Here is a 23,211-nt window from a genome sequence, read left to right on the forward strand (position 1 = left end):
GTTCGCCGGGCTACGGCCCCCGCTCCTACCCGAACGAGTGACGACCGCCGGGGACGGCAGCCGTCACACGCCTCCGGTGAAACCACCGCGGGATCCGGTCAGTACGAGAGCCGGCTGCCGTCCGGCGCCGTGCGCCCGGCCTGCACCAGGGTGTCGACGATCACCCGCACGCTGGGCAGCCACGGTGCCCTCTCGCCCTGGTCCACCACCGGCTGCCGGACCCAGCGCGCCCCCGCGGTGCCGCCGGACCCGACCGGGGAGGGCGGCAGGACGAGGTAGCCGCCCTGGCCGTGGTACCGCAGTGAGGTCGGCACCCATTCATGGCGGTCGAGCAACTCGCCCAGTTCCTCCAGGGAGTACGGCTCCACCATCAGCGCGAAGCGCGTGGGGGTGGCCACGACCGGACCGGTACGCACCCCCAGCTTGTCGAAGACGCCCAGCGCCCGCGCCCCCGCGACGGCCGGCAGGCTCACCGCCGAGACCCGGTCGCCCGTGGCGAGCACGAGCGGCTGATCCGGCCGCCGCGTCCACCACCAGCGGACCATCCGTGGATCACGGGTGGCCGCGAGGAGGCCCGGATCGTGCGGATGGGCGCCCGGCACCGGACAGTCGGTCCGCAGACAGGCGCATCCGCCGCGTGCGTCCGTACCGGCTCCGGGTACCACGGGCCATTGCCACCGTTCGGCGCAGGTGAGCGCCGCACGCAGCAGCTCCGGACTGCTCTTGCGTCGCTTTCCGAGGATCTCGCGCATCAGCGCTCGTTCCTTTCCGTTAGCGCTCAGGGATCTGCCCATGACACAAAGTAATCTGGAACACACCGCTCACGAGGCAGCGCATCACGTCTCGAGCCGAGCGTGGAACGTGGCGGGGGGGTGGCGCACACTGGCGCTTGTTCGTCCTGCGGAGTGCCGGGAACTGCTGCGTGCGCTTGCGTCTGCTGCTGTGTGCGGTCCCGCTGGCTGTGCAACACCCCGCCCTGGGGGGAGGGTCGGCCGTCTCCGTCCATGACGCCCTGGCAGGGCGCCGGGTTCCTGAGGCCGCCAACTCCCATCCCGTACGTACCCGCTACGACGGATATGACGCGCTGTCGAACCCCTTCAGTCGACAACCAATTGTGGCACGCCGTGCCCTTTTTCGGCCATAGTCCCGCATCCTCTCGGGCTCGCCGACACCAGCCCCTCTACCTGGGCAATCCTGGACACACCCACGAGTAGGCGGTAGAAGGGAATCCATTGATAGCGGCGCAGCATGAGCTTGGGGGTTTGCGATGCTATTGACGGAAATGCGCTGCTCTACGGAGCCGTCCCCGCGGCACGACAAAGATCGTGAAAGCCGGCGGCCATGAGTGCCGCGCGCCTACCGAAAGTGGCCGGAATCGACCCACCCATTCCGACACCGGCGCACACTTCCTCCCCCTCGGTCGAACAACAATCCCATCCTGGGGCCCCGGACGAACACCCCGGGACGCCGGATCCGGTCGGCCAACTCACCGCCGCCCAGGACAGACTGGCCTCCTGGATCTCCGACCTGACCACCCTGCACGAGCTCACCGAGCGGCTGGCCAGGACCGCGACCCTGCAGGACGCGCTGCGCGAACTGCTGCGCGCCGGCGGCGCCTTGGTCGGCGCCCGGCGCGGTCTGGCCGCCGTCTCCCCCGTCGACCGGCTCGGTCCGGCCACCGTCGTCGGCCTCGGTCTCGGCCCGGCCGAGCTCGGCGCGCTGGAAACCGTCCCCCTGCCCACGGCACCCGAGGCGGTGCCGGCCGAGGAGATCCACACCGACCTGTGCCGCGAGCCCGGGCTCGATCCGCGCCACCGCGAGATCGCCCTGCGGCTCGGCTTCGGCGCCAGCTACGCGCTGCGGCTGTCCGCGGACTCCACCGGCCGGCTGGGCTCGGCCCTGTGGTTCTTCGACGAGCCGGCCGAACCCGTCGAGCGCAGGCGCCACCTCATCGGTCTGTACTGCCGCTACGCCACCGAGCACCTCGCCCGGCTGCTCGAACTGGACCGCAGCCGCGCCACCGTCGCCGCGCTCCGCCAGGAACTGCTGCCGACCCGGCTGCCCCGGGTCCCCGGGGTCCGCCTGGCCGTGCGGCACCGCCCGGCCGCCGCGGGCGGGGGCGACTGGTACGACGCCCTCCCGCTGCCCGAGGGCGCGCTGGGGCTGTCGGTCGGCGGGGTGAGCGGCGGCGGCATGAGCGCGGTCGCCGCGATGGGGCGGCTGCGGGCCTCGCTGCGGGCGTACGCGGTGATGGAGGGCGAGGACCCGGTCGCGGTCCTCTCCGACCTGGAACTGCTGCTGCGGCTGACCGAGCCCGCCCGGTCGGCGACCGCGCTGTTCGCGTACGCCGAGCCGGCCTCCCGGAGGGTCGTGATCGCCGGGGCCGGGCACTGCCCGCCGCTGATCGTCGGCGGGCACCGGGTGGAGTACGTGGAGACCTCGTTGTCGGCGCCACTGGGCATGCTCAGCTGCTGGGAGGCGCCCAGCGTCGAGTTCCGGGCGCTGGCCGGGGAGACCGTGCTGCTCTACACCGACGGCCTGCTGCACCGCACCGGCGACCCCGTCGACCGTGCCTTCGCCCGCCTGCACGCGGCCGCGGCGTCCGCCCCGCGCACCGCCCGGGACGATCCCGCCCAGCTGGTGGAGCACGTCCTGCACACCATGCTCCCCGACGACCGTGAGGACACCCACCCGACCGAGGACGTCGTGCTGCTCGCCGCCCGCTTCGGCTGAGCGCCGACGGGGACCGCGGCCGGTCCTTGCCGCCCACCCACTTACGATGGGGTGGTCTACTGCGAGGAGGCATGACGTGGCCGAGGACCGCGCTCCGGAGACCCCGGAAGGCGACGAGCCCATCAAGCAGCGGAAGAACGGCCTGTACCCGGCCGTCTCCGACGAGCTCACCGAGGTGATGAAGTCCGGCTGGGCCGCCACCGAGCTTCGCGACCTGCAGCCGATCGAGCAGGCACCGTACGCCGCCAAGCGGCGCGCGGCGCTGTCCGCGCGATTCCCCGGCGAGCGGCTGGTGGTCCCGGCCGGCAACCTGCGCACCCGCGCCAACGACACGGACTACCCCTTCCGTGCCGCCAGCGAGTACGTGCACCTCACCGGCGACCAGACCCAGGACGCCGTCCTGGTCCTGGAGCCCAACGGTGAGGGATCTCACGACGCCACCGCCTACCTGCTCCCCCGCTCCTCCCGGGAGAACGGCGAGTTCTGGCTGGACGGCCAGGGCGAGCTGTGGACCGGCCGCCGGCACAGCCTGGCCGAGGGCGAGGTCCTGCTGGGCCTGCCGTGCGCCGACGTCCGCAAGGTCGCCGACGTGCTGCGCGAGGCCACCGGCCCGGTGCGGGTCGTCCGCGGCTACGACGCCGGCGTCGAGGCCGCGCTGACCGACAAGGTCACCGCCGAGCGCGACGCCGAGCTGAAGGAGTTCCTGTCCGAGCTGCGGCTGGTCAAGGACGAGTGGGAGATCGGCGAGCTGCAGAAGGCCTGCGACTCCACCACCCGCGGCTTCGAGGACGTCGTCCGGGTGCTGGACAAGGCCGAGGCGACCTCCGAGCGCTACATCGAGGGAACGTTCTTCCTGCGCGCCCGCGTCGAGGGCAACGACGTCGGCTACGGCTCCATCTGCGCGTCCGGCCCGCACGCCTGCACCTTGCACTGGGTCCGCAACGACGGCCCGGTCCGCTCCGGCGACCTGCTGCTGCTCGACGCCGGCGTGGAGACCCACAGCCTCTACACCGCCGACGTCACCCGCACGCTGCCGGTGAACGGCACGTACAGCGACATCCAGCGGAAGATCTACGACGCCGTGTACGAGGCCCAGGAGGCCGGCATCGCCGCCGTCCGCCCCGGCGCCGCGTACCGCGACTTCCACGACGCCGCCCAGCGGGTGCTCACCGAGAAACTCGTCGAGTGGGGCCTGGTGGAGGGCCCGGTCGAGCGCGTCCTCGAACTCGGCCTGCAGCGCCGCTGGACCCTCCACGGCACCGGCCACATGCTGGGTCTGGACGTCCACGACTGCGCCGCTGCCCGCACCGAGACCTACGTCAACGGCACGCTGGAGCCGGGCATGGTCCTCACCGTCGAGCCGGGCCTGTACTTCCAGGCCGACGACCTGACCGTGCCGGAGGAGTACCGGGGCATCGGCGTCCGCATCGAGGACGACATCCTCGTCACCGAGGACGGCAACCGGAACCTCAGCGACGGCCTGCCGCGCCGGTCCGACGAGGTCGAGCGCTGGATGGCCGCCCTCAACGGCTGACCCCCGCCACCCGGACGACGGCCGGGGCCGCACGGAGGTCCGTGCGGCCCCGGCCTGCGTACGTCAGGAGACCTTGAGCAGCGAGTCGTCCCGCCACTTGAGGATCTTGTCGAAGCTGACCACCGCCCCGTGCCCGGGACGGTTGTGGAAGTGGACGTGGTCCACGAGCGCCTCGATCAGGAAGAGCCCGCGGCCGTGCTCGGCGTGCTGGTCCTTCTTCGCCAGCGGGCGCACGGAGTGGTGCGTACGGCGCAGGTCCGGGGCGAAGCCCGGGCCGGAGTCCGCCACCTCGATGCGGCATCGGTCCCCCTCGATGCGGGCAGTCACCCGGTACTCGCCGTGGGCGGCGTGCTCAACGGCGTTGGCGCAGGCCTCGGTGAGAGCGACGGACAGGTCGTAGGAGATGTCGGGGTCCACCCCGGCCGTCTCCATCGTCCCCAGCAGGAGCCGGCGGGCGAGCGGAACGCTCGCAGCCTCGCGCCGCAAGTGGAGGGACCACCAGATGCTCATGCTCAGCCTCCTGGCTGCGGCTCGACATACCGATACGTATTGCCCCGAAACACGGTCGGTAAGCGTGGCGTTGACGTGATGCCAGCCATACGGCGGATGCCGTCGCTCCGTAGGCGGGTGTAGGACGCCTTCGGGCGCCATAGCACAGACCGGCGTGTTGCGGGACCCGCCGTTCGCAAGACGGGCTCGCGGTGAGATGATGACGCCCGTCATGTCCTCCCCCGTGCGCGCCGGCGCCGATCTGCGACTGCTGCGGGCCGCGGTGTTCACCGCGGTCTGCGTCGTGTTGTCCGCGGGCGCGCACATGCTGGCGTCGGGGCACGGGGTGCCCGGCTGGACGCTGGTGGCGGGCTGGTTCGTCGTCTTCGCGGTCGTCGCCCCGCTCGCCGGGCGGGAGCGCTCGATGCCCGCCATCGCGACCGGTCTGGCGGGCGGACAGCTCGTCCTGCACGTGCTCTTCAACGTGGGCGGGATCTGCTCGGGCGGCGGGATGGCCGCGATCGCCGGACGGCTGCTCTGCGACGAGCGGACGGCGGCGCTGACCTCCCACGCGCACACCGGGACCGGAACGGGTCACATGGCGGGTATGCCCGGGATGCCCGCCGCGGCCGCCGAGAGCACGATGCTCTCCTACAGCCTCCCCATGCTGCTCGGTCACGCGGTCGCCGCGGTGACCGCCGGCTGGCTGCTGCGCCGCGGCGAGGCCGCGCTGTGGCGGCTGGTCGCGCTGTCGGTCCGCGGGCTGGCCGAGCTGTCGGGCGGCGCCCTGCGCCACGCCGTGGCGCTCGTACGCCGGCTGCTGACCGGGAGCCCTGCCGCGCCCCGCGCCGTCCCCGGCGCGGGGCGCATCGACGGCTCCCACCGCGTGCCGCGCACCGTGCTGCTGCGGCACAGCCTGGCCCGGCGCGGGCCGCCGGCGTGCGCCCTCGCGGCCTGAACGCGACCTGCTCCACCGACGTATGGGGGCGGAGTCGCGCGCGCCGCACGCGTGCCACCCGTCACCTTTCCTCCGTCACCGTGGAGTCTCCGCATCATGAACACCGTCATGCGCCGCGCCACCGCCCTCGCCGCCGTCACCGGGGCGGCCGTGCTCGCTACCGCCGTCCCCGCCTTCGCGCACGTGAGCGTCCAGCCCGGCAACGCCGCCAAGGGCGGCTACAGCACGGTCGCGTTCAAGGTCCCCAACGAGGACGACAAGGCCTCGACGATCAAGGTGGAGGTGAACCTGCCGAGCGATCACCCGATCGCCTCCGTCTCCACCCAGCCGGTGCCGGGCTGGACGGTGCAGATCACCAAGGCCAAGCTCAAGACCCCGCTGAAGACCGGTCACGGCGACCTCACCGAGGCCGTCACGAAGATCACCTGGAGCGGCGGGACGATCAAGCCCGGCGAGTTCCAGCAGTTCCCGGTCTCCCTGGGCCCGCTGCCCGAGGACACCGGTCAGCTGGTCTTCAAGACCCTCCAGACGTACGACAACAAGGAGGTCGTGCGCTGGATCGAGGAGCAGCAGAAGGGTGAGGACGAGCCGGAGCACCCCGCGCCCGTGCTGGCCCTCTCCGACGCCGCGGACGACCACGGCCAGGACGCCTCCACCGCGGACGGCGAGAAGGACGACGCCAAGGCCGAGCCCGTCTCGTCGGCCGGCGACGCGGCCACCGAGAACGCCGCCTCCGCCGACGGCGGCGACACCACGGCCCGGGTGCTGGGCATCGTCGGCATCGTCGTGGGCGTGCTCGGCGCCGGCTTCGGCGTGCTGACCGGCCGTCGTCGCGGCGTGGGCACCCCGTCCGCCTGACGCACCATCGCCGGGGCGGCTGCCGCGCACGCGCCGCGGCCGCCCCGGCGCCGCAACGATTTCCTGGGGAACCCCTGATGCGTACCACCTTCAGGGCGGCGGCCTCGGCCGCCGCCATCGCCGCGCTCGCCCTGACCCTCGCCGCCTGCGGCGGCCCGGACGGCGGGGCGGACAGCTCCGGCCCCGAGCCGGCCGTCTCCATCGACGCAACTGCGAAGGCCGCGACCGTCCTCGACACGCCGTTCGAGAAGCCGGACATGATCCTCACGGACACCGGCGGCAAGACCTACGACTTCGTCGAGCGGACCAAGGGCCGGCCTACGCTGCTCTTCTTCGGCTACACCCACTGCCCGGACGTCTGCCCGACGACGATGAGCGACCTCGCCATCGCCAAGTCGAAGCTGCCCGCGGCCGAACAGGGCAAGCTCGTCGTGGTCTTCGTGACCACCGACCCCGAGCGCGACACCCCGAAGCGGCTCGGCGAGTGGCTGGGCGCGCAGGACAAGTCCTTCGTGGGCCTGACCGGTGACTTCGCCACCATCCAGGCGGGCGCGCGCTCGCTCGGCGTGGACGTGGAGAAGCCGGTGAAGGAGAAGGACGGCAGCATCACCGTGACGCACGGCGCCCAGGTCATCGCGTACTCGCCGAAGGACGACAAGGCGCACGCGCTGTACATGTCGGGCACGACGTCCGAGGAGTTCGCCGCAGACCTGCCGAAGATCATCGCAGGGCGGACGCCGTGACCCGCTCCCTGCGGCGGATCCCCGCGGCGGCGGCCCTGGTACTGCTCGGCGCCACGGCCTGCTCCGGGCCGGCTGACGCCTCCGAACTGAAGGTGAGCGGCGCCTACATCCCACAGCCGGCGCTGGCGGACATGGCGGCCGGTTACTTCACCGTCACCAACACCGGCGACCGGGACGCCCGGCTGACCTCCGTCACCAGCGACCTGTCCGGCGACATCACCCTGCACAGCACGGAGGACAACCGGATGCGCCGGGTGACCTCCTTCACGGTTCCCGCGGGCGGGCGGCTCACGCTCGCGCTCGGCGGCAACCACCTGATGCTGACGGACCTGGAGCACAAGCCCGTGGCCGGCGAGCGGGTCTCGCTGCGGCTGCACTTCGACGACGCCGACACCATCGACGTACGGGTCCCGGTCAAGCCCGCGGGCTACCACCCGCAGGACTGAGGAGAGCGCCATGAGGGTGATGACCAAGTCCGCGCTGCGCCTGCTGGCGGTACCGCTCGCCGTGCTCGGCCTGCTGCTCGGCACCGCCGCGCCGGCGTCCGCGCACGCCGCGCTGGTCGGCTCCGACCCGGCCCAGGGATCGGTCGTCAAGACCGCGCCGGCGCAGGTGCGGCTGAGCTTCTCCGAGGGTGTGCTGCTGTCGAAGGACGCCATCCGCGTCCTCGGCCCGGACGGCGAGCGTGCCGAGACCGGCGACGCGAACGACGGCGGCAGGGGGAACACGACCGCGGCCGTCGCCCTGCGCCCGGGGCTCGGCAACGGCACGTACACCGTCGTCTGGAAGGTCGTCTCCGCCGACAGCCACCCGGTGGCGGGCGCCTTCACCTTCTCCATCGGCGCGCCCTCCAAGACCTCCGTTTCGCTGCCCACCCAGGAGGTGGGCGGCGGCACCGTCGGCGCCCTGTACGACATCGCCCGCTACGCCGCCTACCTCGGCTTCGCGCTGCTGGCCGGCGCCGCGTTCTTCATCGGCGTGTGCTGGCCGGACGGCGCGCGGACGCGGTCGATGCGGCGGCTGGTGGCCATCGGCTGGGCCGCGATGGTCGCCGCGACGATACTGCTGCTGATGCTGCGCGCCCCCTACGCCAACGGGGGCGGCCTCGGGGACGCCTTCGACCTCGGCGGCGTACGGGATGTCCTGGACACCCGGCCCGGCGCGGCGCTGCTGTCCCGGCTGCTTCTGCTCGCCGCGGGGGCCGTGTTCATCGCCGTGCTCTTCGGCAGCTGGGCCAAGCGCGAGGACCCGGTCGAACGCCAGGACCTGGCCTGGGGTCTGGCGATCGGCGGCACGGTCGTGTCGGTGGGCCTGGCCGCGACGTGGGCCATGGCCGAGCACGCCTCGGTCGGCGTCCAGGCGTCGGTGGCGATGCCCGTCGACATCGTGCACCTGCTCGCCATGGCCGTCTGGCTCGGCGGTCTCACCGCGCTGCTGGTCGCCCTGTGGGGCGGGCGGCGCGTGGAACGGGCGACGGTGCAGCGCTTCTCGCGGATCGCCTTCGGGGCGGTGGTGACCCTGGTCGTCACCGGCGTCTACCAGTCCTGGCGCCAGCTCGGCTCCTGGGACGCGCTGGTCTCCACCGGCTACGGGCAGCTGTTGCTGGTCAAGATCGGCCTGGTCATCGTGCTGGTGGAGCTGGCGTGGCTGTCCCGCCGCTGGACCGCGCGGCTCGGTGACGCGGCCGTACGCCGCAAGGCCGCCGTCGCCCAGCCCGTCGCCGCGGGACGGAAGGGCGGGGGCGGCGAGGACGCGTCCGGGCGCGCCGAGCAACTGGCCCGGCAGGAGGCGGCGCTGGCCAAGGAGCGCGCCCGCAAGGAACGCGACGCCGACACCGAGCGCACGGGCCTGCGCAAGTCGGTGCTGGCCGAGGTGGCCGTCGCGGTCGTGGTGCTGGCCGTCACGACCCTGCTGACCGGCACCCAGCCGGGCCGGGCCGCCGAGGAGGGCGCCGCGCGGCAGGCGACGGCGCCGGTCGCCGAGGTACCCGAGCCGCTGGACGTGAGGATCCCGTTCGACACCGGCGGTGCCGACGGCAAGGGCGAGGCGGAGGTGACCCTGGACCCGGGTGGCGTGGCCGAGAACGAGCTCCACCTGCTGGTCACCGCCCCCGACGGCCGGGCCTTCGACGTCCCCGAGGTGCAGGTCTCCTTCACCCTGAAGTCCAAGAAGATCGGCCCCATCCCGGTGACGCTGGGGAAGATCGACACCGGTCACTGGAGTGCCGAGAACGTCCAGATCCCGGTTCCCGGGGAGTGGACGGTCGCCGTGACCGTCCGGACCTCGGACATCGACCAGGTCACCCGTACCAAGGTAGTGAAGATCGACTCATGAACGACCGCCCTCACGACCTCTCGCGGCGCCGTCTGCTCGGCACCGCGGGCGCGGCCGGCGCCGCGGGACTGCTCGTGGGCGGCGCCTCGGGCGCCGTCACCGCGCACGCGACGCGCGACGAGGCCACCGCACTGACCGCGGTCGGCGCCACGGCCGTCCCCTTCCACGGCGCCCACCAGGCCGGAATCACCACTCCGCTGCAGGCCCGCGGCCACCTCGTCGCCTTCGACCTGGCCGCGGGGGCCGGCCGCAAGGGCGCGGCGGCGCTGCTGCGCCGCTGGTCGGCGGCGGCCGAGGCGATGACCGAGGGCCGGGCGCCCTCCGGCGACAACCAGATCGCCCTGGACGCCGGGCCGTCCTCGCTCACGGTCACCTTCGGCTTCGGTCGCAGCTTCTTCGCCAGGACGGAGCTGACCGGGCGGATGCCGCAGGCGCTCGCCCCGCTGCCGGACTTCGCCTCCGACGCTCTCGACCGTCGGCGCAGCGACGGCGACCTGTGGATCCAGATCGGCTCCGACGACGCCCTGGTCGCCTTCCACGCGCTGCGCGTGCTGCAGAAGGAGGCCGCGGGCACCGCCTCCCTGCGCTGGCAGATGAACGGCTTCAACCGCACCCCGGGCACGACCGCGCAGCCGCGCACCGCCCGCAACCTGATGGGCCAGGTCGACGGCTCCAACAACCCCCGGCCGTCCGACCCCGACTTCGACGCGCGCGTCTTCGTGCCCGCCTCCGGCTCCCCGCAGTGGATGGCGGGCGGCTCCTACGCCGTCGTCCGACGCATCCGCATGCTGCTGGACACCTGGGACAACCTCCCCCTGGAGCGCCAGGAGAAGGTGATCGGGCGCCGCAAGGCCGACGGCGCCCCGCTGTCCGGCGGCACCGAGGCCAGCAAGCCCGACCTGGACAAGGTGGGCCCGGACGGCCGTGCCTTCGCGATCGCCGCCGACGCGCACGTACGCGTCGCCGCCCCGGCCTCCAACGGCGGCGCGGCGATGCTGCGGCGCGGGTACTCGTACCACGACGGTTACCGCGAGGACGGCGCGCCGGACGCGGGGCTGCTCTTCGTGGCCTGGCAGGCCGACCCGCTGAAGGGGTTCGTGCCGGTGCAGCGCAAGCTGGACCGGGGCGACGGCCTGTCGCGCTTCCTGCGGCACGAGGCCAGCGGGCTCTTCGCCGTGCCGGGCGGCGCGGCACCGGGCGAATACGTCGGCCAGCGGCTGCTGGAGTCCTGAGGAGGGGCGCCGCGTCAGGGCCCGGGCCGTGTCGTCGACGTGGCTGCCCCGGCCACCGCTGGGAGGTGCCCCGGGTGCGGTGCGCAGCAGGGCGGAGCGTGGTCCTCGTCGTGGGCGGCCCGGACGATCCGGCAACTCTCCCGGCCGAAGGGCGGGCAAGTGCGTGCCCGGGGGCACCTCCCGGCGCCGGCCGGGAACAACGCCGCGGGGTGGGGGCCCCTTGCGGACAGCCGCGGGAGGGACTGCGGCGCCAGGGCCTAGGCTGACGGCATGTCGCCGGCGAGCCGTTACACCTATCTCGGCCCTGAGGGCACCTTCACCGAGGCCGCGCTCCGGACGCTTCCGGAGGCCGCCACGCGCGAGCTGGTGCCGATGGTCTCGGTGCAGGCCGCGCTCGACGCGGTGCGCAGCGGTGAGGCCGCGGCCGCCCTCGTGCCCATCGAGAACTCGATGGAGGGCGGCATCACCGCGACCCTGGACGAGCTGGCGGCGGGCCCCCCGCTGATGATCTACCGCGAGGTGCTGCTGCGCATCGCGTTCGCGCTGCTGGTGCGCCCGGGCACGGGGCTCGGTGACGTCAAGACGGTGACCGGTCACCCGGCGGCGCAGGTGCAGGTCCGCAAGTGGCTGTCGGCGCACCTGCCGCACGCCGCGTGGGAGTCGGCGGCCTCCAACGCCGACGGCGCCCGGCTGGTGGCGGAGGGCCGGTACGACGCGGCGTTCGCGGGCGAGTTCGCGGCGCCGACGTACGGTCTGGAGCCGCTGGCCACGCAGATCCACGACGCGGCGAACGCCGAGACCCGCTTCGTCCTGGTCGGACGTCCGGCCCGGCCGGTCGCGCCGACCGGGGCCGACAAGACCTCGGCGGTGTTCTGGCTGGGCGACGACCACCCCGGCGCGCTGCTGGAGCTGCTGCAGGAGTACGCGGTGCGCGGGGTGAACCTGATCCGCATCGAGTCGCGGCCGACCGGCGAGGGGATCGGCCGGTACTGCTTCTCGGTGGACTGTGAGGGGCACATCACCGAGCGCCGGGTCGGCGAGGCGCTGATGGGCCTGAAGCGGATCTGCCCGCAGGTGCGCTTCCTCGGCTCGTACCCGCGGGCGGACGAGGTTCCGCCGCAGCAGCGCAAGGGGACCACGGACGAGGAGTTCACGGCCGCGGCGGACTGGCTGGGACGCGCCCTGGACGGGCGGGTCTGAGGCGTGCGCGCACCGCTTCCCGGGCTTTCGGCGAACAAGCGGTGACGCCTTCGGTTGTCCACCGCGTTATCCACAGGCCCCTGCCATGGGCTGGGGATAAGTCGACAGAACAAGTCGCCCAAGGAACCGCCAGATCGACAAATCGGCACACTCACGCCAAGCGACCCCACAAGCCCACAGGTCATCATGCGTCATCTCAATACCTTCGAACAACTCGATAGAGGGAAGAGTTCTCACTCGAAAGTGAGCGTTAGGAGGGTTTGGACGGGGAATCCATGCCCCCGCACCCACCCACGGAATGATCAAGTCCATCTTCCACAGCCCATCCACACCGTCTGTGGACAAGCGAGTGGGAAACCCCTCCCCCTGTGGATAACTCTGCGGGCCGGACCTGCCCCAACTACCGTTGTCCACAGACCACATACCCTCCCCGGAGGGACGCGAAGAATTCGGTTGACGGTAACCGACCCGCCATTATCGGTCGCACGGCAATTCCCGCACCCTCCTTTCGAAGCGGACATAACGTCCCATAAAGCACTTAAGTTGTCGCGTCGGCACCCGGCACACCGGTAGCCTGTTCCCGTGATTGACCTTCGCCTGCTTCGTGAGGACCCCGACCGTGTGCGCGCCTCCCAGCGCGCCCGTGGAGAGGACGTCGCGCTCGTCGACGCCCTGCTCTCCGCCGACGAGCGGCGCAGGTCGTCCAGTACCCGCTTCGACGAGCTGCGCGCGGAGCAGAAGTCGCTGGGCAAGCTGGTCGGCAAGGCCCAGGGCGAGGAGCGCGCGGCACTGCTGAAGCGGGCCGAGCAGCTCAAGGCCGCCGTCAAGGCCGCCGACGCCGAGCAGCACGAGGCCGCCGAGGAGGCGCAGCGGCTGCTGCTGCAGCTCGGCAACATCGTCCACCCGGACGCCCCCATCGGCGGCGAGGAGGACTTCGTCGTCAAGGAGGTCATCGGCAACCCGCGCGACTTCGCCGCCGAGGGCTTCGAGCCCAAGGACCACATCGACCTCGGCGAGCTGCTCGGCGCCATCGACGTCGACCGCGGCGCCAAGGTCTCCGGCTCGCGCTTCTACTACCTGACCGGCGTCGGCGCCCTGCTGGAGCTGGCCCTGGTCAACGCGGCCATCGCGCAGGCCACCGCGGCCGGCTTCACCCCGATGCTGACCCCGACGCTGGTCAAGCCGGAGGCCATGGCCGGCACCGGCTACCTCGGCCAGGTCGAGGACGACGTGTACTACCTGGAGAAGGACGGCCTGTACCTGGTCGGCACCTCCGAGGTCCCGCTCGCCGCGTACCACATGGACGAGATCATCGAGGCGTCCAGGCTGCCGCTGCGCTACGCGGGCTTCTCGCCCTGCTACCGGCGCGAGGCGGGTTCGTACGGCAAGGACACCCGCGGCATCATCCGCGTCCACCAGTTCGACAAGGTGGAGATGTTCGTCTTCACCCGCCCCGAGGACGCCGAGGCCGAGCACGCGCGGCTGGTCGAGTGGGAGAAGCAGTGGCTGACCTCGCTCGAGCTGCCGTTCCGGGTGATCGAGCTGGCCTCGGGCGACCTTGGCTCCTCGGCGGCGCGCAAGTTCGACTGCGAGGCGTGGATCCCCACCCAGGGCAAGTACCGCGAGCTGACCTCGACCTCGAACACCACCGAGTTCCAGGCCCGCCGCCTGTCGGTACGGCTGCGGGACGAGAACGGCACCCGCCCGCTGGCCACGCTCAACGGCACGCTGTGCGCCATCCCGCGCACCATCGTCGCCATCCTGGAGAACCACCAGCAGGCCGACGGCTCGGTCCGCGTCCCCGAGGCGCTGCGCCCGTACCTGGGCGGCCGTGAAGTCCTGGAGCCGGTCGCCAAGTGACCGCTCCGCTTCCCTACCGTCTGATCGCGACGGATCTCGACGGCACGCTGCTCGGCCCCGACCACACCGTCTCCGAACGGTCCCGCAAGGCGCTCGTCGCGGCCGCCGCAGCGGGCGCCGACCACATCGTCGTCACCGGACGCCCGGTGGCCCGTACGGTGCACGTCCTGGACGACCTCGGCTACGAGGGCCTGGCCGTCTGCATGCAGGGCGCGCAGGTCTACCACGCGGGCGAGCGGCGGCTGCTCACCTCGTTCACGCTGGACCGGCAGACCGCCAGGGCGGCGCTGGCCAAGATCGAGGCGGAGACCGGCCGGCTGGCTGTGGCGGCGGCGCTCGACGGCATGGACGGCGACATCGTGCTCGGCCCCGGCTACCGGTTGTTCGACTCCGAGCTGCCGGTGGGCGGCGAGGTGGACGACGTGGAGGGGCTGTGGGCGTCGCCCATCAGCAAGCTCTACATCCAGCACCCGCGACTGGGGGACGACGAGCTCGCCCATGCGGCGACCGTGGCCGCCGGCGGCCTGGTCAGCGCCGTGATGTCGGGTACGGGCATCGTGGAGCTGCTGCCGCTGGGTCTGTCGAAGGCCCGGGGGCTGTCGCTGGCCGCCCGCCGGCTGGGGGCGACGGCAGCCGGGACCATCGCCTTCGGTGACATGCCCAACGACCTGCCGATGTTCGAGTGGGCGGGCCACGGCGTCGCGATGGGCAACGCCCACCCGCTGCTGAAGGCGGCCGCCGACGAGGTCACGGCCTCCAACGGTGAGGACGGGATCGCCCTGGTCCTGGAGCGGCTTTTCTCCGGGGCGTGAGCCCGCGGCACGCGAGGCCGATGAGGAGGAGGGCGATGACGTGCCCGAGGTCGGTGCAGGTGCGGCCCGGCGCCACCAGGGATACGCGAAGAAGCCGGTGGCGGCGAGCAGGTAGGGCAGCCGCCGGGCCGGTCGTCGCACGCGGTGGGTGAGCACGCCGATGACCCCGGCCGGCCCGTAGCCGACGCCGATGTCGACGGTGTGGGCGAGCGAGGCCGGCAGCCGGTCGGCTCGGATGCCGAACATCACGGCCTGCCGGCTGAGGACGCTCGCCCCGACGTGGGCCGGGGCGGCGACGCGGAGCCGGCGCCGGGTGCCCAGCCGGCGCTCGGCGGGGGCGGGCACGGCCTGGAAGCAGGGCGCGCACAGCCCGAAGGCCGCAGGGGACTCGGTCCACAGCGCGCCGGCCGGCAGCGCCCGCACCGGCTGGAGTCCAGCTCCGCCAGGTGGGTGCTGTTGTGGTGCGGCCGGAAGGACCGCGGGTCCGGCCGGGCGGCCGCCATGATGCCGCTGGTCACGGCGAGGACCAGCGGCCAGATGTACGTCCCGGGGGCGTCGCGCGCCCGGGTCCGCACCTCGGGGACGACGACCCGGGCCGCCGCTCCGCGCAGTGCGGTGCGGCGGCGCCCGGTGCCGGCGATGGTGCCGGCCGTCTCGTCCGCTGCCCTCCCCTCCATCGTCTGGCAGGGGACGGCGGCTTCAGCGGGTTCAGGCCGCCTTGAGCGCGGAGATGTCGAAGGTCAGCTTGACCTTGTCGCTGATCAGGACGCCGCCGCCCTCGAGGGCCGCGTTGTAGGTCAGGCCCCAGTCGCCGCGGTTGACGGTCGTGGAACCCTCGAAACCGACGCGGAGGTTGCCGTAGGGGTCGGTGGCGGAGCCGTTGTAGGTGAAGTCGATGGAGACCGGCTTGGTGGTGTCCTTGATCGTGAGGTCACCGTGCATGCGGTAGGTCTCGTCGTCGATCTGCTCGGCGGAGGTGCTCCGGAAGGTGATCTCCGGGTAGGTGGCGGCGTCGAAGAAGTCGCCGGTGCGCAGGTGCTCGTCGCGCTGGGCCTGGTTGGTGTCGACGCTGACGACCTTGATGGTGACCTCGGCGGAGGAGTTGGCCGGCTTGCTGCCGTCCAGATACAGCTTGCCCTCGTACTCGGCGAACTGGCCGCGCACGGTGGTGACCATCGCGTGGCGCACGGCGAAGCCGACCTCGCTGTGGGTCGGGTCGATCGTGTACTCGCCGGTCAGGTGCGCCAGGTCGGCGGTCGGCGCGGCGGAGACGGCGGTCGCGGTGGCATCGCTCTTACGGTTGAAGAGGCCCATGATGAACTCCTTGGGGACGTGTTGGTTTACGATTCAACCTCCTTCACGGTAGCGACATTCCCTTGAATTTTCAAGGAGTCCTGTGACGTGGCCCACTTTCGAAGAACGGGAATGAAGCGCCCGCGGTCCCGGGTGCGGGACCACAGGCGGCGGAACCCGGCGGTGGCACGCGCGGCGAGCGCGTCGACATGGTGGGCCAGCTCCGGGCTGAACAGCGCGACGAGCAGGCCGAGGGCGGCCAGGAACAAGCCCACGGCGAAGAGCAGCGGAGTCTCGGACATCACGCCGCAAATCTGACAATCCGATTGTAGACGTCAGGGGAGCAGGGCCGCCCGGGCGGAAGAAGACCACCCGGGCGGCTTACCGGAGGACAGGGCCTAGCCCGGAACGATCACTCCTCGCCGGCCAGCGTCAGCGACCGCATCCGCTGCCCCGCGAAGGCCGTCGCGGCAAGGGTGACGCCGACCAGCAGCACCACCGCGAGCGGCAGCCCCACATCGGAGGTCACCGTGCCCTCGCCGGCGATCCTCTGGGCCAGTGCCAGGGCCCACTGCTGCACGCTCAGCGTGCGCGCCCCCGGCACCAGGCTGCCGATCAGCGACTCCCAGATCAGCGCGTAGACCAGGCCGAAGACCACCGCCTGCCGGGTCACCACGCCGAGCAGCAGGAAGATCGCCGCGTACGTGACGGAGGCGACCGCCGCCGCCGCGGTGAACGCGACCGCGATGCCCTGGCTGTTGCCGTTGAGGATGAACCCGGCGATCAGGGTCGGCACCGCCGAGAAGACCACCGACACCGCGATGGCGACCAGCAGTTTCGTGACGGTGATCGTCGGCCGCCGCACCGGCTTGGCCAGCAGGTAGATGATCGAGCCGTCGTCGATCTCCGGCCCGATGGCGCCGGTGCCTGCGATCACGCCGACCAGCGGCACCATCGTCGCCAGCGCGAAACCGCCCAGCACCGAGCTCGCGATGGAGTCGTCGGCGCCGACCAGCGCGCGCACCGCCGCGGAGATCAGGATCAGCAGCGCGGGCAGGGCGAACAGGACCAGGGCCCGGCGGCGGCCCAGCAGCCCCCGGTAGGTCAGCCTCGCCACGGTGGGATTGAACATCGGAGCTCCTTACAGCCGTGTGCCTACGCCGTGACCAGGTAGGAGAAGACGCTCTCCAGGGACTCGTCGGACGGCGAGACCGTGTAGAGCCGGATGCCCCGCTCCCGCGCGACACGCGGCAGCAGCTCGGTGAAGCCGGCGAAGTCGATCGCCTGGATGCGCAGCGCGCGCTCCTTCCAGTCCAGCTCGATGGCGGCCGTGGACCCGTCCGCGATCAGCGCGGCGGCGAGCGCCCGGTCGTCGCTGGAGCGCACCAGGTAGCGGTGCGGCCGGTCCGTCATGAGCCGGCGGATCTTGCGGAAGTCGCCCGACGCGGCGTGCCGGCCGGCGACGACCACCTCGATGTGGCTCGCCAGCTGCTCGACCTCCTCCAGGATGTGCGAGGAGAACAGCACCGTGCGGCCCTCGGCACCCATCCGGCGCAGCAGGTCCATCAGGTGCAGCCGCTGCCGGGGGTCCATGCCGTTGAAGGGCTCGTCCAGCAGCAGCACCGACGGGTCGTGCACCAGCGCGGAGGCCATCTTGGCGCGCTGCCGCATGCCCTTGCTGTACGTGGAGACCGGACGGTCCTGGGCGAACTCCATCTCGACCGTGGCCAGGGCGCGCTGCGCCGCCGCGCCCGGATCCGCCAGCCCGTGCAGTTCGGCGTTGGCGACCACGAACTCGCGGGCCGTCAGGAAGTCGTACATCGCCTCCCGCTCGGGGACGATGCCGATGTGCCGGTACACCTGCTCGTTGCGCCACACCGTGGCGCCGTCGAGGGTCACGGTGCCGGCCGAGGGGGCCAGGAAGCCGCCCATCATGTTGATCAGGGTGGACTTGCCCGCGCCGTTGGGGCCGAGCAGACCGGTGACGCCGGGCCCGATCGTCATCGTCACGTCGTTGACGGCGACGACATTGCCGAACCAGCGGGACACGTGGTCGATGGACAGGGTGGTCACGACAGTACGGCCTTTCGGTAGCGGCGCATCAGCAGGCCGAAGGAGCCGGCGATCACGGCGAGGAGGACGAGGAGGTAGACCGTGCCGACGACCGCGTCCTTCGGGCCCGCGCCCTCGGGGAAGCTGGAGGTCGCCCCCAGCCACCAGGTCTGCGCTCCGTCGATCAGCGTGATCGGCGAGAACAGGCCGAGCCAGCCGATCACGTCGGCGTTGCCGTTGATCGAGGCGACGCCCTGGACGCTGGTCACCGCGCCGTACGAGAGCGTGAACACCGCGATGACAGCGGCGACACCGAAGCCCCGGCGCGGCGTCAGCGCCGCGATGACCAGGCCGATGCCCGAGAAGAGCATCGACAGCAGCAACGCGGCGAGCATCGCCTTGGCGAAGCCCGCGCTCTGGTCGCTCACGTCGAACTTGGCCAGCAGCGCCCCGATGTACATGATCAGCAGCGGCGTCGCGGTGAGGATGAACAGCGCCGTGGTCAGCGCGGCGAACTTCGACGCGACGTAGTCGACCGCCTCGATCGGGCGCGAGAAGTACAGCGGGGTCGTCTTGAACCGCAGGTCGAGCGAGACGGCCTGCGGGGCCTGCGCCGCCAGGTAGAGGCCGATGACGGCCTGCATGATGATCGCGTACTGGGTGTACTCGATCGGCAGCTTGGTCGCCTTGGTGCCGATCGCCACCGCGACCATGATCGCGGCCGGAACGCACATCACGGCCAGCAGGATCATCGGCAGCACCTTGGACTTCGCCGAACGGCCGAGTCCGTACGCGCCGCGCAGACTCTGGACGTACAGCGACTTGCGCGCGTAGCCGCGGCCCAGGCGCGGGCCGTCGTAGTGCCGGTAGCCGATGTCGTGGATGACGTCGGCGGCGGGCGGCCTGCCCTCAAGCTGCGTCATGCTCGTCCCCTCCCCGGAAGATCTCGGCGATGCGGTGCCGGTGCTGCTCCATGCGCACCAGGCCCGTGCCGAGTTCCGCGACCGCGTCGCGGACCGCGTCGTACGTCTCGTCCCCATCGATGTCGACCATGATCAGCCGGCCGTCCGAGTGCGCGTTGAGCCCGGCGGCGGTCAGCTTCGCCACCAGTTCGTCCTCGTGCTCGGTGACCTCGACGGTGAGCGAGGCGGTCGTCTGGGTGAAGTCGCTGGTCGAGGAGGAGCGCAGGAGGGAGCCACCGTCGATGACCACGATGTGGTCGCTGGTGCGCTCCAGTTCACCGAGCAGGTGGGAGGTCACCAGCACGGAGATGCCGAACTCGGTGTGGACGCGGCGGATCAGCCCGAGCATGTCGTCACGGCCGACGGGGTCCAGCCCGTTCGTCGGCTCGTCGAGCAGCACCAGCCGGGGGTCGTGGACCAGCGCCTGTGCCAGCTTGACCCGCTGCTTCATGCCCGTGGAGTACCCGCCCATGGGGCGGTACCGCTCCTCGTACAGGCCGACGTGGCGGAGCGTGTCCGCGGTGCGCTCGCGCGCGGCGGCCGGCGGCAGCCCTGAGATACGGGCCATGTGGACGACGAACTCCGTCGCCGACACGTCCGGCGGCAGGCAGTCGTGCTCCGGCATGTAGCCCACATGGGCGCGGATCGCCGCGCCCTGCGTCGCCACATCCATGCCCAGGACGGCGGCCCGGCCTTCCGTGGCGGGCGCCAGCCCGAGGAGGATCTTGATCAGGGTCGACTTGCCGGCTCCGTTGGCACCGACCAACCCGGTCACGCCGGGTGCGATGTCGACGGTGAGCCGGTCCAGAGCGGTCACCCTCGGGTACCGCTTCGTCAGGCTTTCGGTAGCGATCACAGTCACGCCACGAATCTAGTGGCGTGGACCACACCCCGTCGTCAGTCTGGGGGGGCGGTTGTGCGTAGTCCTTGGGGTTGACTCCCCCGTAGGGGAGGCGGTGCGGTGCGTCCGTCTCGCGGGGTTTTCTCCCGTGGGTCACGCGGTTCAGCCGTGACGGGGCGTGCTCCGGGAGCTCGGTCGGCTCCACCGGTCGCCCCCGACCAGCCGGACCCCGCGGTGGTGCCGCGTGGCGCTGCGTCGGGTCGTGGGGTGCGGGCGGTCGGGTGTGCGTGTGCCGCGCTCGCGTGGGGGGTTCGTGGGGGTGCGGTCCTCGGGCGTGCGGTCCACGGGCGTGCGGTGTGTGCCTGTGGCCGGCCCGCGGTACGCACGGATGCGGTGGTACGGGCCGCCGTCGTGCGCGGGGGGTGAGTCGGTGACCTGACGGTCGGTGGCCCGCGGGTGGGGCCGGGTCGGTCCGACGGCGAACGTCACGGCCTCGGGGGTGCGGGTCGTCTCCGGCATCGTCGTCCTCATCCTCGTGCTCGTGCTCGTCCGCCCAGTCCTGCTCGGGGCGCCGTGTCCGGCGCCGTGGTGGTGCTGGTGCGCTTCCCCTCGGGCGGTCCGCTCGACGCGGTCCTCCGGGGCCGGGACGGCCTGACGTTCCGTCAACGGGAGCCATGCGGCACGCCGTACCGGCTGGTCACGCACATCCACGGCGGTCATGCGCACAGCGCCCACTCGCGGCGGGGGGTACGGGCCGGGGCCTCGGTCACGTCGCTCAGCACGGGGTCGAGGCCGGCGTCGCCGATCGGGCGGGTGCGCACGCGGGCCACGGGCGAGGCGCCGTGAGCCTCGGCGCGGATGCGCTGCTTCATCGTCGGCGGCAGGGACTGGGCGTCGGCCACGGCGGCGAGGCAGGGCGCCGGAACGAACGGGACGGACGGCTCCGGCACGACGGGCTCACTGCGGTACGACGTACGGCACGACGGGACCTCGGGGGCGCGTACGCCAGGCTCCACAGTGAGCACCGGTTCGGCCCGCAGTCCCGGTTCGGCACGGAACCCCCGACCGGACGCGGCGGCGTCCACCGCGACCGGTTGTGGTGCCGGCTCCGTACGAGGTGCCGGTGCCCAGTGGCGGACCGCCTCGGCGGTCGGCAGGAAGCGGGTCCCGGGGACGGTCTCCGGTCGCGGCGCGGCCGGAGCCGTGCTACGCGACGCCGGAACGGCGAACCCGAAGTACGCGACCATCTTGAACAGGAACGTCACGAAGACGTCCCAGAACGTCCTGACATGGGTGTTGGCAGCCATGACCTCTCACTTCCTTCGGTGAGTCGGGAGCGACTAATCCGATGATGCGGAAGCGAGCACGAAATCCTCGGTGCCGCACCCCGAGGGTGCCGATATTCCGATCAACACCACCCGGGTGGCCCAGCCGTGCCCCGGCCGGCCGCTCCGGTGACGACCTCTCACCGCGGTGCGCCCCGAGTTGCGGCTCCCCGCTCCTGGGGGTAGCGGGCGGGGTTCCGGCCGGCGCGCCCTGTGAGGCGGCCACCAGGCGCCCGTGACGTGCGGCGGGAGCGGCCGCGCGGGCCCGGCTCGACGACGGATTCCACCGGACGGCGGCCACCGCCCGGATCGCCCGGCTGTTTCGGGCCGGGCGGCGCCGTCGGTGAACGCGCCGTGCTCCTCCTCGTAACGGCGCAGCTCCGCACCGAGCAGCTGGTGCCTGATCTGGCGGGCGACCGCCTCCGCGACGTAGCCGGAGACGTTGTCCGTGAGCCTCTTCAGCTCCGCCACCTGCTCCGTGGGCAAAGTCACCGTGATGCGGGTCGTGCCAGCCATGGGACCGGCATACTGCGGTATGCGCGCTATCTGTCGGGATCTGTGTCGCCGGTCGGCACACCGGTGGCGGCGGGAAGCCCGCGTATGGTCGGGGTCATGCGTCTGAGCACGGTGATCCTTCCCATCCACCGGTGGTCCGAGGGACAGAAGATCTGGCGACGGGCCGAAGGCCTCGGGTTCCACGCCGCGTACACCTACGACCATCTCTCCTGGCGGAGCTTTCGCGACGGGCCGTGGTTCGGCGCGATCCCGACGCTGACGGCGGCAGCGACGGTAACGCGGCGTATGCGTTTGGGCACGCTCGTGACCTCGCCGAACTTCCGGCACCCGGTGACGCTCGCCAAGGAGCTGATCACCCTCGACGACGTCAGCGACGGGCGGCTGACGCTCGGCATCGGCGCCGGCGGGGTGGGCTACGACGCGACCGCGCTGGGCCAGGCGCCCTGGACACCGCGGGAACGGGCCGACCGTTTCGGCGAGTTCGTCGCCGTGCTGGACCGGCTGCTGACGGAGCCGGTGGTCAGTCACGAGGGCGAGTTCTACTCCGCGGACGAGGTGCGGAACATCCCCGGCTGCCGGCAGCGGCCGCGGGTGCCCTTCGCGGTGGCGGCGACGGGCCCGCGCGGCCTGCGGCTGGCGGCGCGCTACGGCCAGGCCTGGGTGACCTACGGCGACCCGAAGGGCCCGGCGGACGTGCCGGTGGACAAGTGCCTCGAGGTCGTCGCGCACCAGTACGACCGACTGGAGATCGCCTGCGCCGAGATCGAGCGCGATCCGGGCGAGCTCGACCGCGTCCTGCTGACCGGGTCGACGGCCGAGCGCCCCCTGGAGTCACTCGACGCCTTCGTCGACTTCGCGGGCCGCTACGCGGAGGCCGGCATCACGGAGATCGTGCTCCACTGGCCGGTGCCCGACTCCGTCTACGCGGCGGACGAGAAGGTCTTCGAGCGCATCGCGACCGAGGCACCGGCCCAGCTCAGTTGAGCCGGCGGCGGGCGTTGCGCCGCCACTGGCCGAGCAGCACGGGCGACGCCGCGGGCGGCGGGCCCGCGGGGCAGACGTCGAAATGACTGATCCGGCAGGTGTCGGAGGGCGCGGCGGCGCGCAGGTTGACCGCCGTGCCGTCGCCCGCGACGCGCCAGCGGCGACCGGCCGGTACGGCGGCCAGGGGCCACTCGCCGGGCTCGATCAGGATCCAGTGACCGCCGGCGGTGCGGTGGCGGTACCCCGCGCAGGCGCACCGGCCGCAGGTCGTGGCGGCGCCGGTCGCCGGATCGGTGACGGGTATCGCGGTGCGCGCGGCCAGGCGGATGCCGTCCACGACGGTCGGCAGAGCGTCGGCCAGGAGCACCGGTTCCCGGTCGGGCTGCTCTTCACAACGCAGAAGGGCCATGGCGAGATGGTGGCACCCGGGACTGACAACGGCGACGGAGAGTGTGGCGGTGCTCGCACTGCGCACCCGCCTGCTG

The 23,211-nt window shown here is 72.3% G+C and carries 22 protein-coding genes and 2 pseudogenes; 12 read left to right on the forward strand and 12 right to left on the reverse strand.

The features are described 5' to 3' along the window. Positions 1-98 precede the first annotated feature (98 nt). Positions 99-752 (reverse strand): bifunctional DNA primase/polymerase, encoded by a 654-nt coding sequence (locus AC3EUJ_RS00890; RefSeq protein WP_431958899.1) that lies wholly within the window; start codon positions 750-752, stop codon positions 99-101. A gap of 589 nt (positions 753-1,341) precedes the next feature. On the opposite strand from AC3EUJ_RS00890, the gene AC3EUJ_RS00895 reads away from it, so the two are divergent. Continuing rightward, positions 1,342-2,733, forward strand: a complete 1,392-nt coding sequence (locus AC3EUJ_RS00895) for a PP2C family protein-serine/threonine phosphatase (protein ID WP_431958900.1) — start codon at positions 1,342-1,344, stop codon at positions 2,731-2,733. A gap of 46 nt (positions 2,734-2,779) precedes the next feature. Next, positions 2,780-4,267 carry an aminopeptidase P family protein gene (locus AC3EUJ_RS00900; protein ID WP_431958901.1) on the forward strand — a complete coding sequence of 496 codons (1,488 nt, stop codon included), beginning with the start codon at positions 2,780-2,782 and terminating at the stop codon, positions 4,265-4,267. A 63-nt stretch (positions 4,268-4,330) separates the two neighbouring features. Here the strand turns inward: AC3EUJ_RS00900 and AC3EUJ_RS00905 are convergent, their stop codons facing one another. After that, positions 4,331-4,777: an ATP-binding protein gene (locus tag AC3EUJ_RS00905; protein WP_018558220.1), complete on the reverse strand. Its 447-nt coding sequence runs from the start codon at positions 4,775-4,777 to the stop codon at positions 4,331-4,333. 211 nt (positions 4,778-4,988) lie between these two features. On the opposite strand from AC3EUJ_RS00905, the gene AC3EUJ_RS00910 reads away from it, so the two are divergent. The 9 genes from AC3EUJ_RS00910 (at position 4,989) to AC3EUJ_RS00950 (ending at position 14,753) form a co-directional block, all read left to right on the forward strand. Continuing rightward, positions 4,989-5,714 carry a hypothetical protein gene (locus AC3EUJ_RS00910; protein ID WP_431958902.1) on the forward strand — a complete coding sequence of 242 codons (726 nt, stop codon included), beginning with the start codon at positions 4,989-4,991 and terminating at the stop codon, positions 5,712-5,714. Positions 5,715-5,810: 96 nt separating this feature from the next. Further along, positions 5,811-6,572, forward strand: coding sequence for a YcnI family copper-binding membrane protein (locus AC3EUJ_RS00915; protein WP_431958903.1), 762 nt, complete (start codon positions 5,811-5,813; stop codon positions 6,570-6,572). Between the two features lie 77 nt (positions 6,573-6,649). Beyond that, the gene (locus AC3EUJ_RS00920) at positions 6,650-7,315 is read left to right on the forward strand and encodes an SCO family protein (protein ID WP_431958904.1); all 666 of its coding nucleotides are present in this window, start codon (positions 6,650-6,652) and stop codon (positions 7,313-7,315) included. Further along, positions 7,312-7,761, forward strand: a complete 450-nt coding sequence (locus AC3EUJ_RS00925) for a copper chaperone PCu(A)C (RefSeq protein ID WP_431958905.1) — start codon at positions 7,312-7,314, stop codon at positions 7,759-7,761. Before AC3EUJ_RS00920 ends, AC3EUJ_RS00925 begins: the two co-directional genes overlap by 4 nt. A 10-nt stretch (positions 7,762-7,771) precedes the next feature. Further along, on the forward strand, positions 7,772-9,649 hold the full coding sequence (locus AC3EUJ_RS00930) for a copper resistance CopC/CopD family protein (protein WP_431958906.1): 1,878 nt from the start codon (positions 7,772-7,774) through the stop codon (positions 9,647-9,649). Beyond that, a complete protein-coding gene (gene efeB / locus AC3EUJ_RS00935) occupies positions 9,646-10,881 on the forward strand; it encodes an iron uptake transporter deferrochelatase/peroxidase subunit (RefSeq protein WP_431958907.1) in 1,236 nt (411 codons plus the stop codon). Before AC3EUJ_RS00930 ends, efeB begins: the two co-directional genes overlap by 4 nt. Positions 10,882-11,151: 270 nt before the next feature. Then, on the forward strand, positions 11,152-12,081 hold the full coding sequence (gene pheA / locus AC3EUJ_RS00940; RefSeq protein WP_431958908.1) for a prephenate dehydratase: 930 nt from the start codon (positions 11,152-11,154) through the stop codon (positions 12,079-12,081). Positions 12,082-12,663: 582 nt separating this feature from the next. After that, the gene (serS, locus tag AC3EUJ_RS00945) at positions 12,664-13,941 is read left to right on the forward strand and encodes a serine--tRNA ligase (protein WP_431958909.1); all 1,278 of its coding nucleotides are present in this window, start codon (positions 12,664-12,666) and stop codon (positions 13,939-13,941) included. Next, a complete protein-coding gene (locus AC3EUJ_RS00950) occupies positions 13,938-14,753 on the forward strand; it encodes a Cof-type HAD-IIB family hydrolase (RefSeq protein ID WP_431958910.1) in 816 nt (271 codons plus the stop codon). Before serS ends, AC3EUJ_RS00950 begins: the two co-directional genes overlap by 4 nt. A 90-nt stretch (positions 14,754-14,843) precedes the next feature. On the opposite strand, the pseudogene AC3EUJ_RS00955 reads toward AC3EUJ_RS00950, so the two are convergent. From AC3EUJ_RS00955 to AC3EUJ_RS00995, 9 genes and pseudogenes are all read right to left on the reverse strand, one after another. Further along, positions 14,844-15,176 (reverse strand): annotated as a pseudogene (locus AC3EUJ_RS00955) (rhomboid-like protein); the annotation flags it as partial. 285 nt (positions 15,177-15,461) lie between these two features. Further along, positions 15,462-16,067, reverse strand: a complete 606-nt coding sequence (locus AC3EUJ_RS00960; protein ID WP_431958911.1) for a YceI family protein — start codon at positions 16,065-16,067, stop codon at positions 15,462-15,464. A 26-nt stretch (positions 16,068-16,093) separates the two neighbouring features. After that, on the reverse strand, positions 16,094-16,351 hold the full coding sequence (locus tag AC3EUJ_RS00965) for a hypothetical protein (RefSeq protein WP_431958912.1): 258 nt from the start codon (positions 16,349-16,351) through the stop codon (positions 16,094-16,096). Positions 16,352-16,458: 107 nt separating this feature from the next. Next, positions 16,459-17,178: an ABC transporter permease subunit gene (locus AC3EUJ_RS00970; RefSeq protein ID WP_431958913.1), complete on the reverse strand. Its 720-nt coding sequence runs from the start codon at positions 17,176-17,178 to the stop codon at positions 16,459-16,461. 23 nt (positions 17,179-17,201) lie between these two features. Further along, complete coding sequence (locus AC3EUJ_RS00975) at positions 17,202-18,119, reverse strand: ABC transporter ATP-binding protein (RefSeq protein ID WP_431958914.1); 918 nt, start codon at positions 18,117-18,119, stop codon at positions 17,202-17,204. Continuing rightward, positions 18,116-19,021 (reverse strand): ABC transporter permease, encoded by a 906-nt coding sequence (locus tag AC3EUJ_RS00980; protein ID WP_431958915.1) that lies wholly within the window; start codon positions 19,019-19,021, stop codon positions 18,116-18,118. The genes AC3EUJ_RS00975 and AC3EUJ_RS00980 overlap by 4 nt, the downstream gene beginning before the upstream one ends. Further along, on the reverse strand, positions 19,008-19,922 hold the full coding sequence (locus tag AC3EUJ_RS00985; protein ID WP_431958916.1) for an ABC transporter ATP-binding protein: 915 nt from the start codon (positions 19,920-19,922) through the stop codon (positions 19,008-19,010). Before AC3EUJ_RS00985 ends, AC3EUJ_RS00980 begins: the two co-directional genes overlap by 14 nt. A gap of 695 nt (positions 19,923-20,617) precedes the next feature. Further along, a complete protein-coding gene (locus AC3EUJ_RS00990) occupies positions 20,618-21,208 on the reverse strand; it encodes a DUF6344 domain-containing protein (RefSeq protein WP_431958917.1) in 591 nt (196 codons plus the stop codon). A 321-nt stretch (positions 21,209-21,529) separates the two neighbouring features. Next, a pseudogene (locus tag AC3EUJ_RS00995) lies at positions 21,530-21,742 on the reverse strand (type II toxin-antitoxin system CcdA family antitoxin); the annotation flags it as partial. 96 nt (positions 21,743-21,838) lie between these two features. Here AC3EUJ_RS00995 and AC3EUJ_RS01000 point away from each other — a divergent pair. Then, entirely contained in the window at positions 21,839-22,726 is an 888-nt protein-coding gene (locus tag AC3EUJ_RS01000; RefSeq protein ID WP_431958918.1) for an LLM class flavin-dependent oxidoreductase, read from the forward strand. On the opposite strand, the gene AC3EUJ_RS01005 is transcribed toward AC3EUJ_RS01000, so the two are convergent. Beyond that, complete coding sequence (locus AC3EUJ_RS01005) at positions 22,719-23,135, reverse strand: DUF6083 domain-containing protein (protein ID WP_431958919.1); 417 nt, start codon at positions 23,133-23,135, stop codon at positions 22,719-22,721. The genes AC3EUJ_RS01000 and AC3EUJ_RS01005 overlap by 8 nt on opposite strands. Positions 23,136-23,211: the final 76 nt, after the last annotated feature.

Source organism: Actinacidiphila sp. bgisy160 (genome assembly GCF_057707815.1).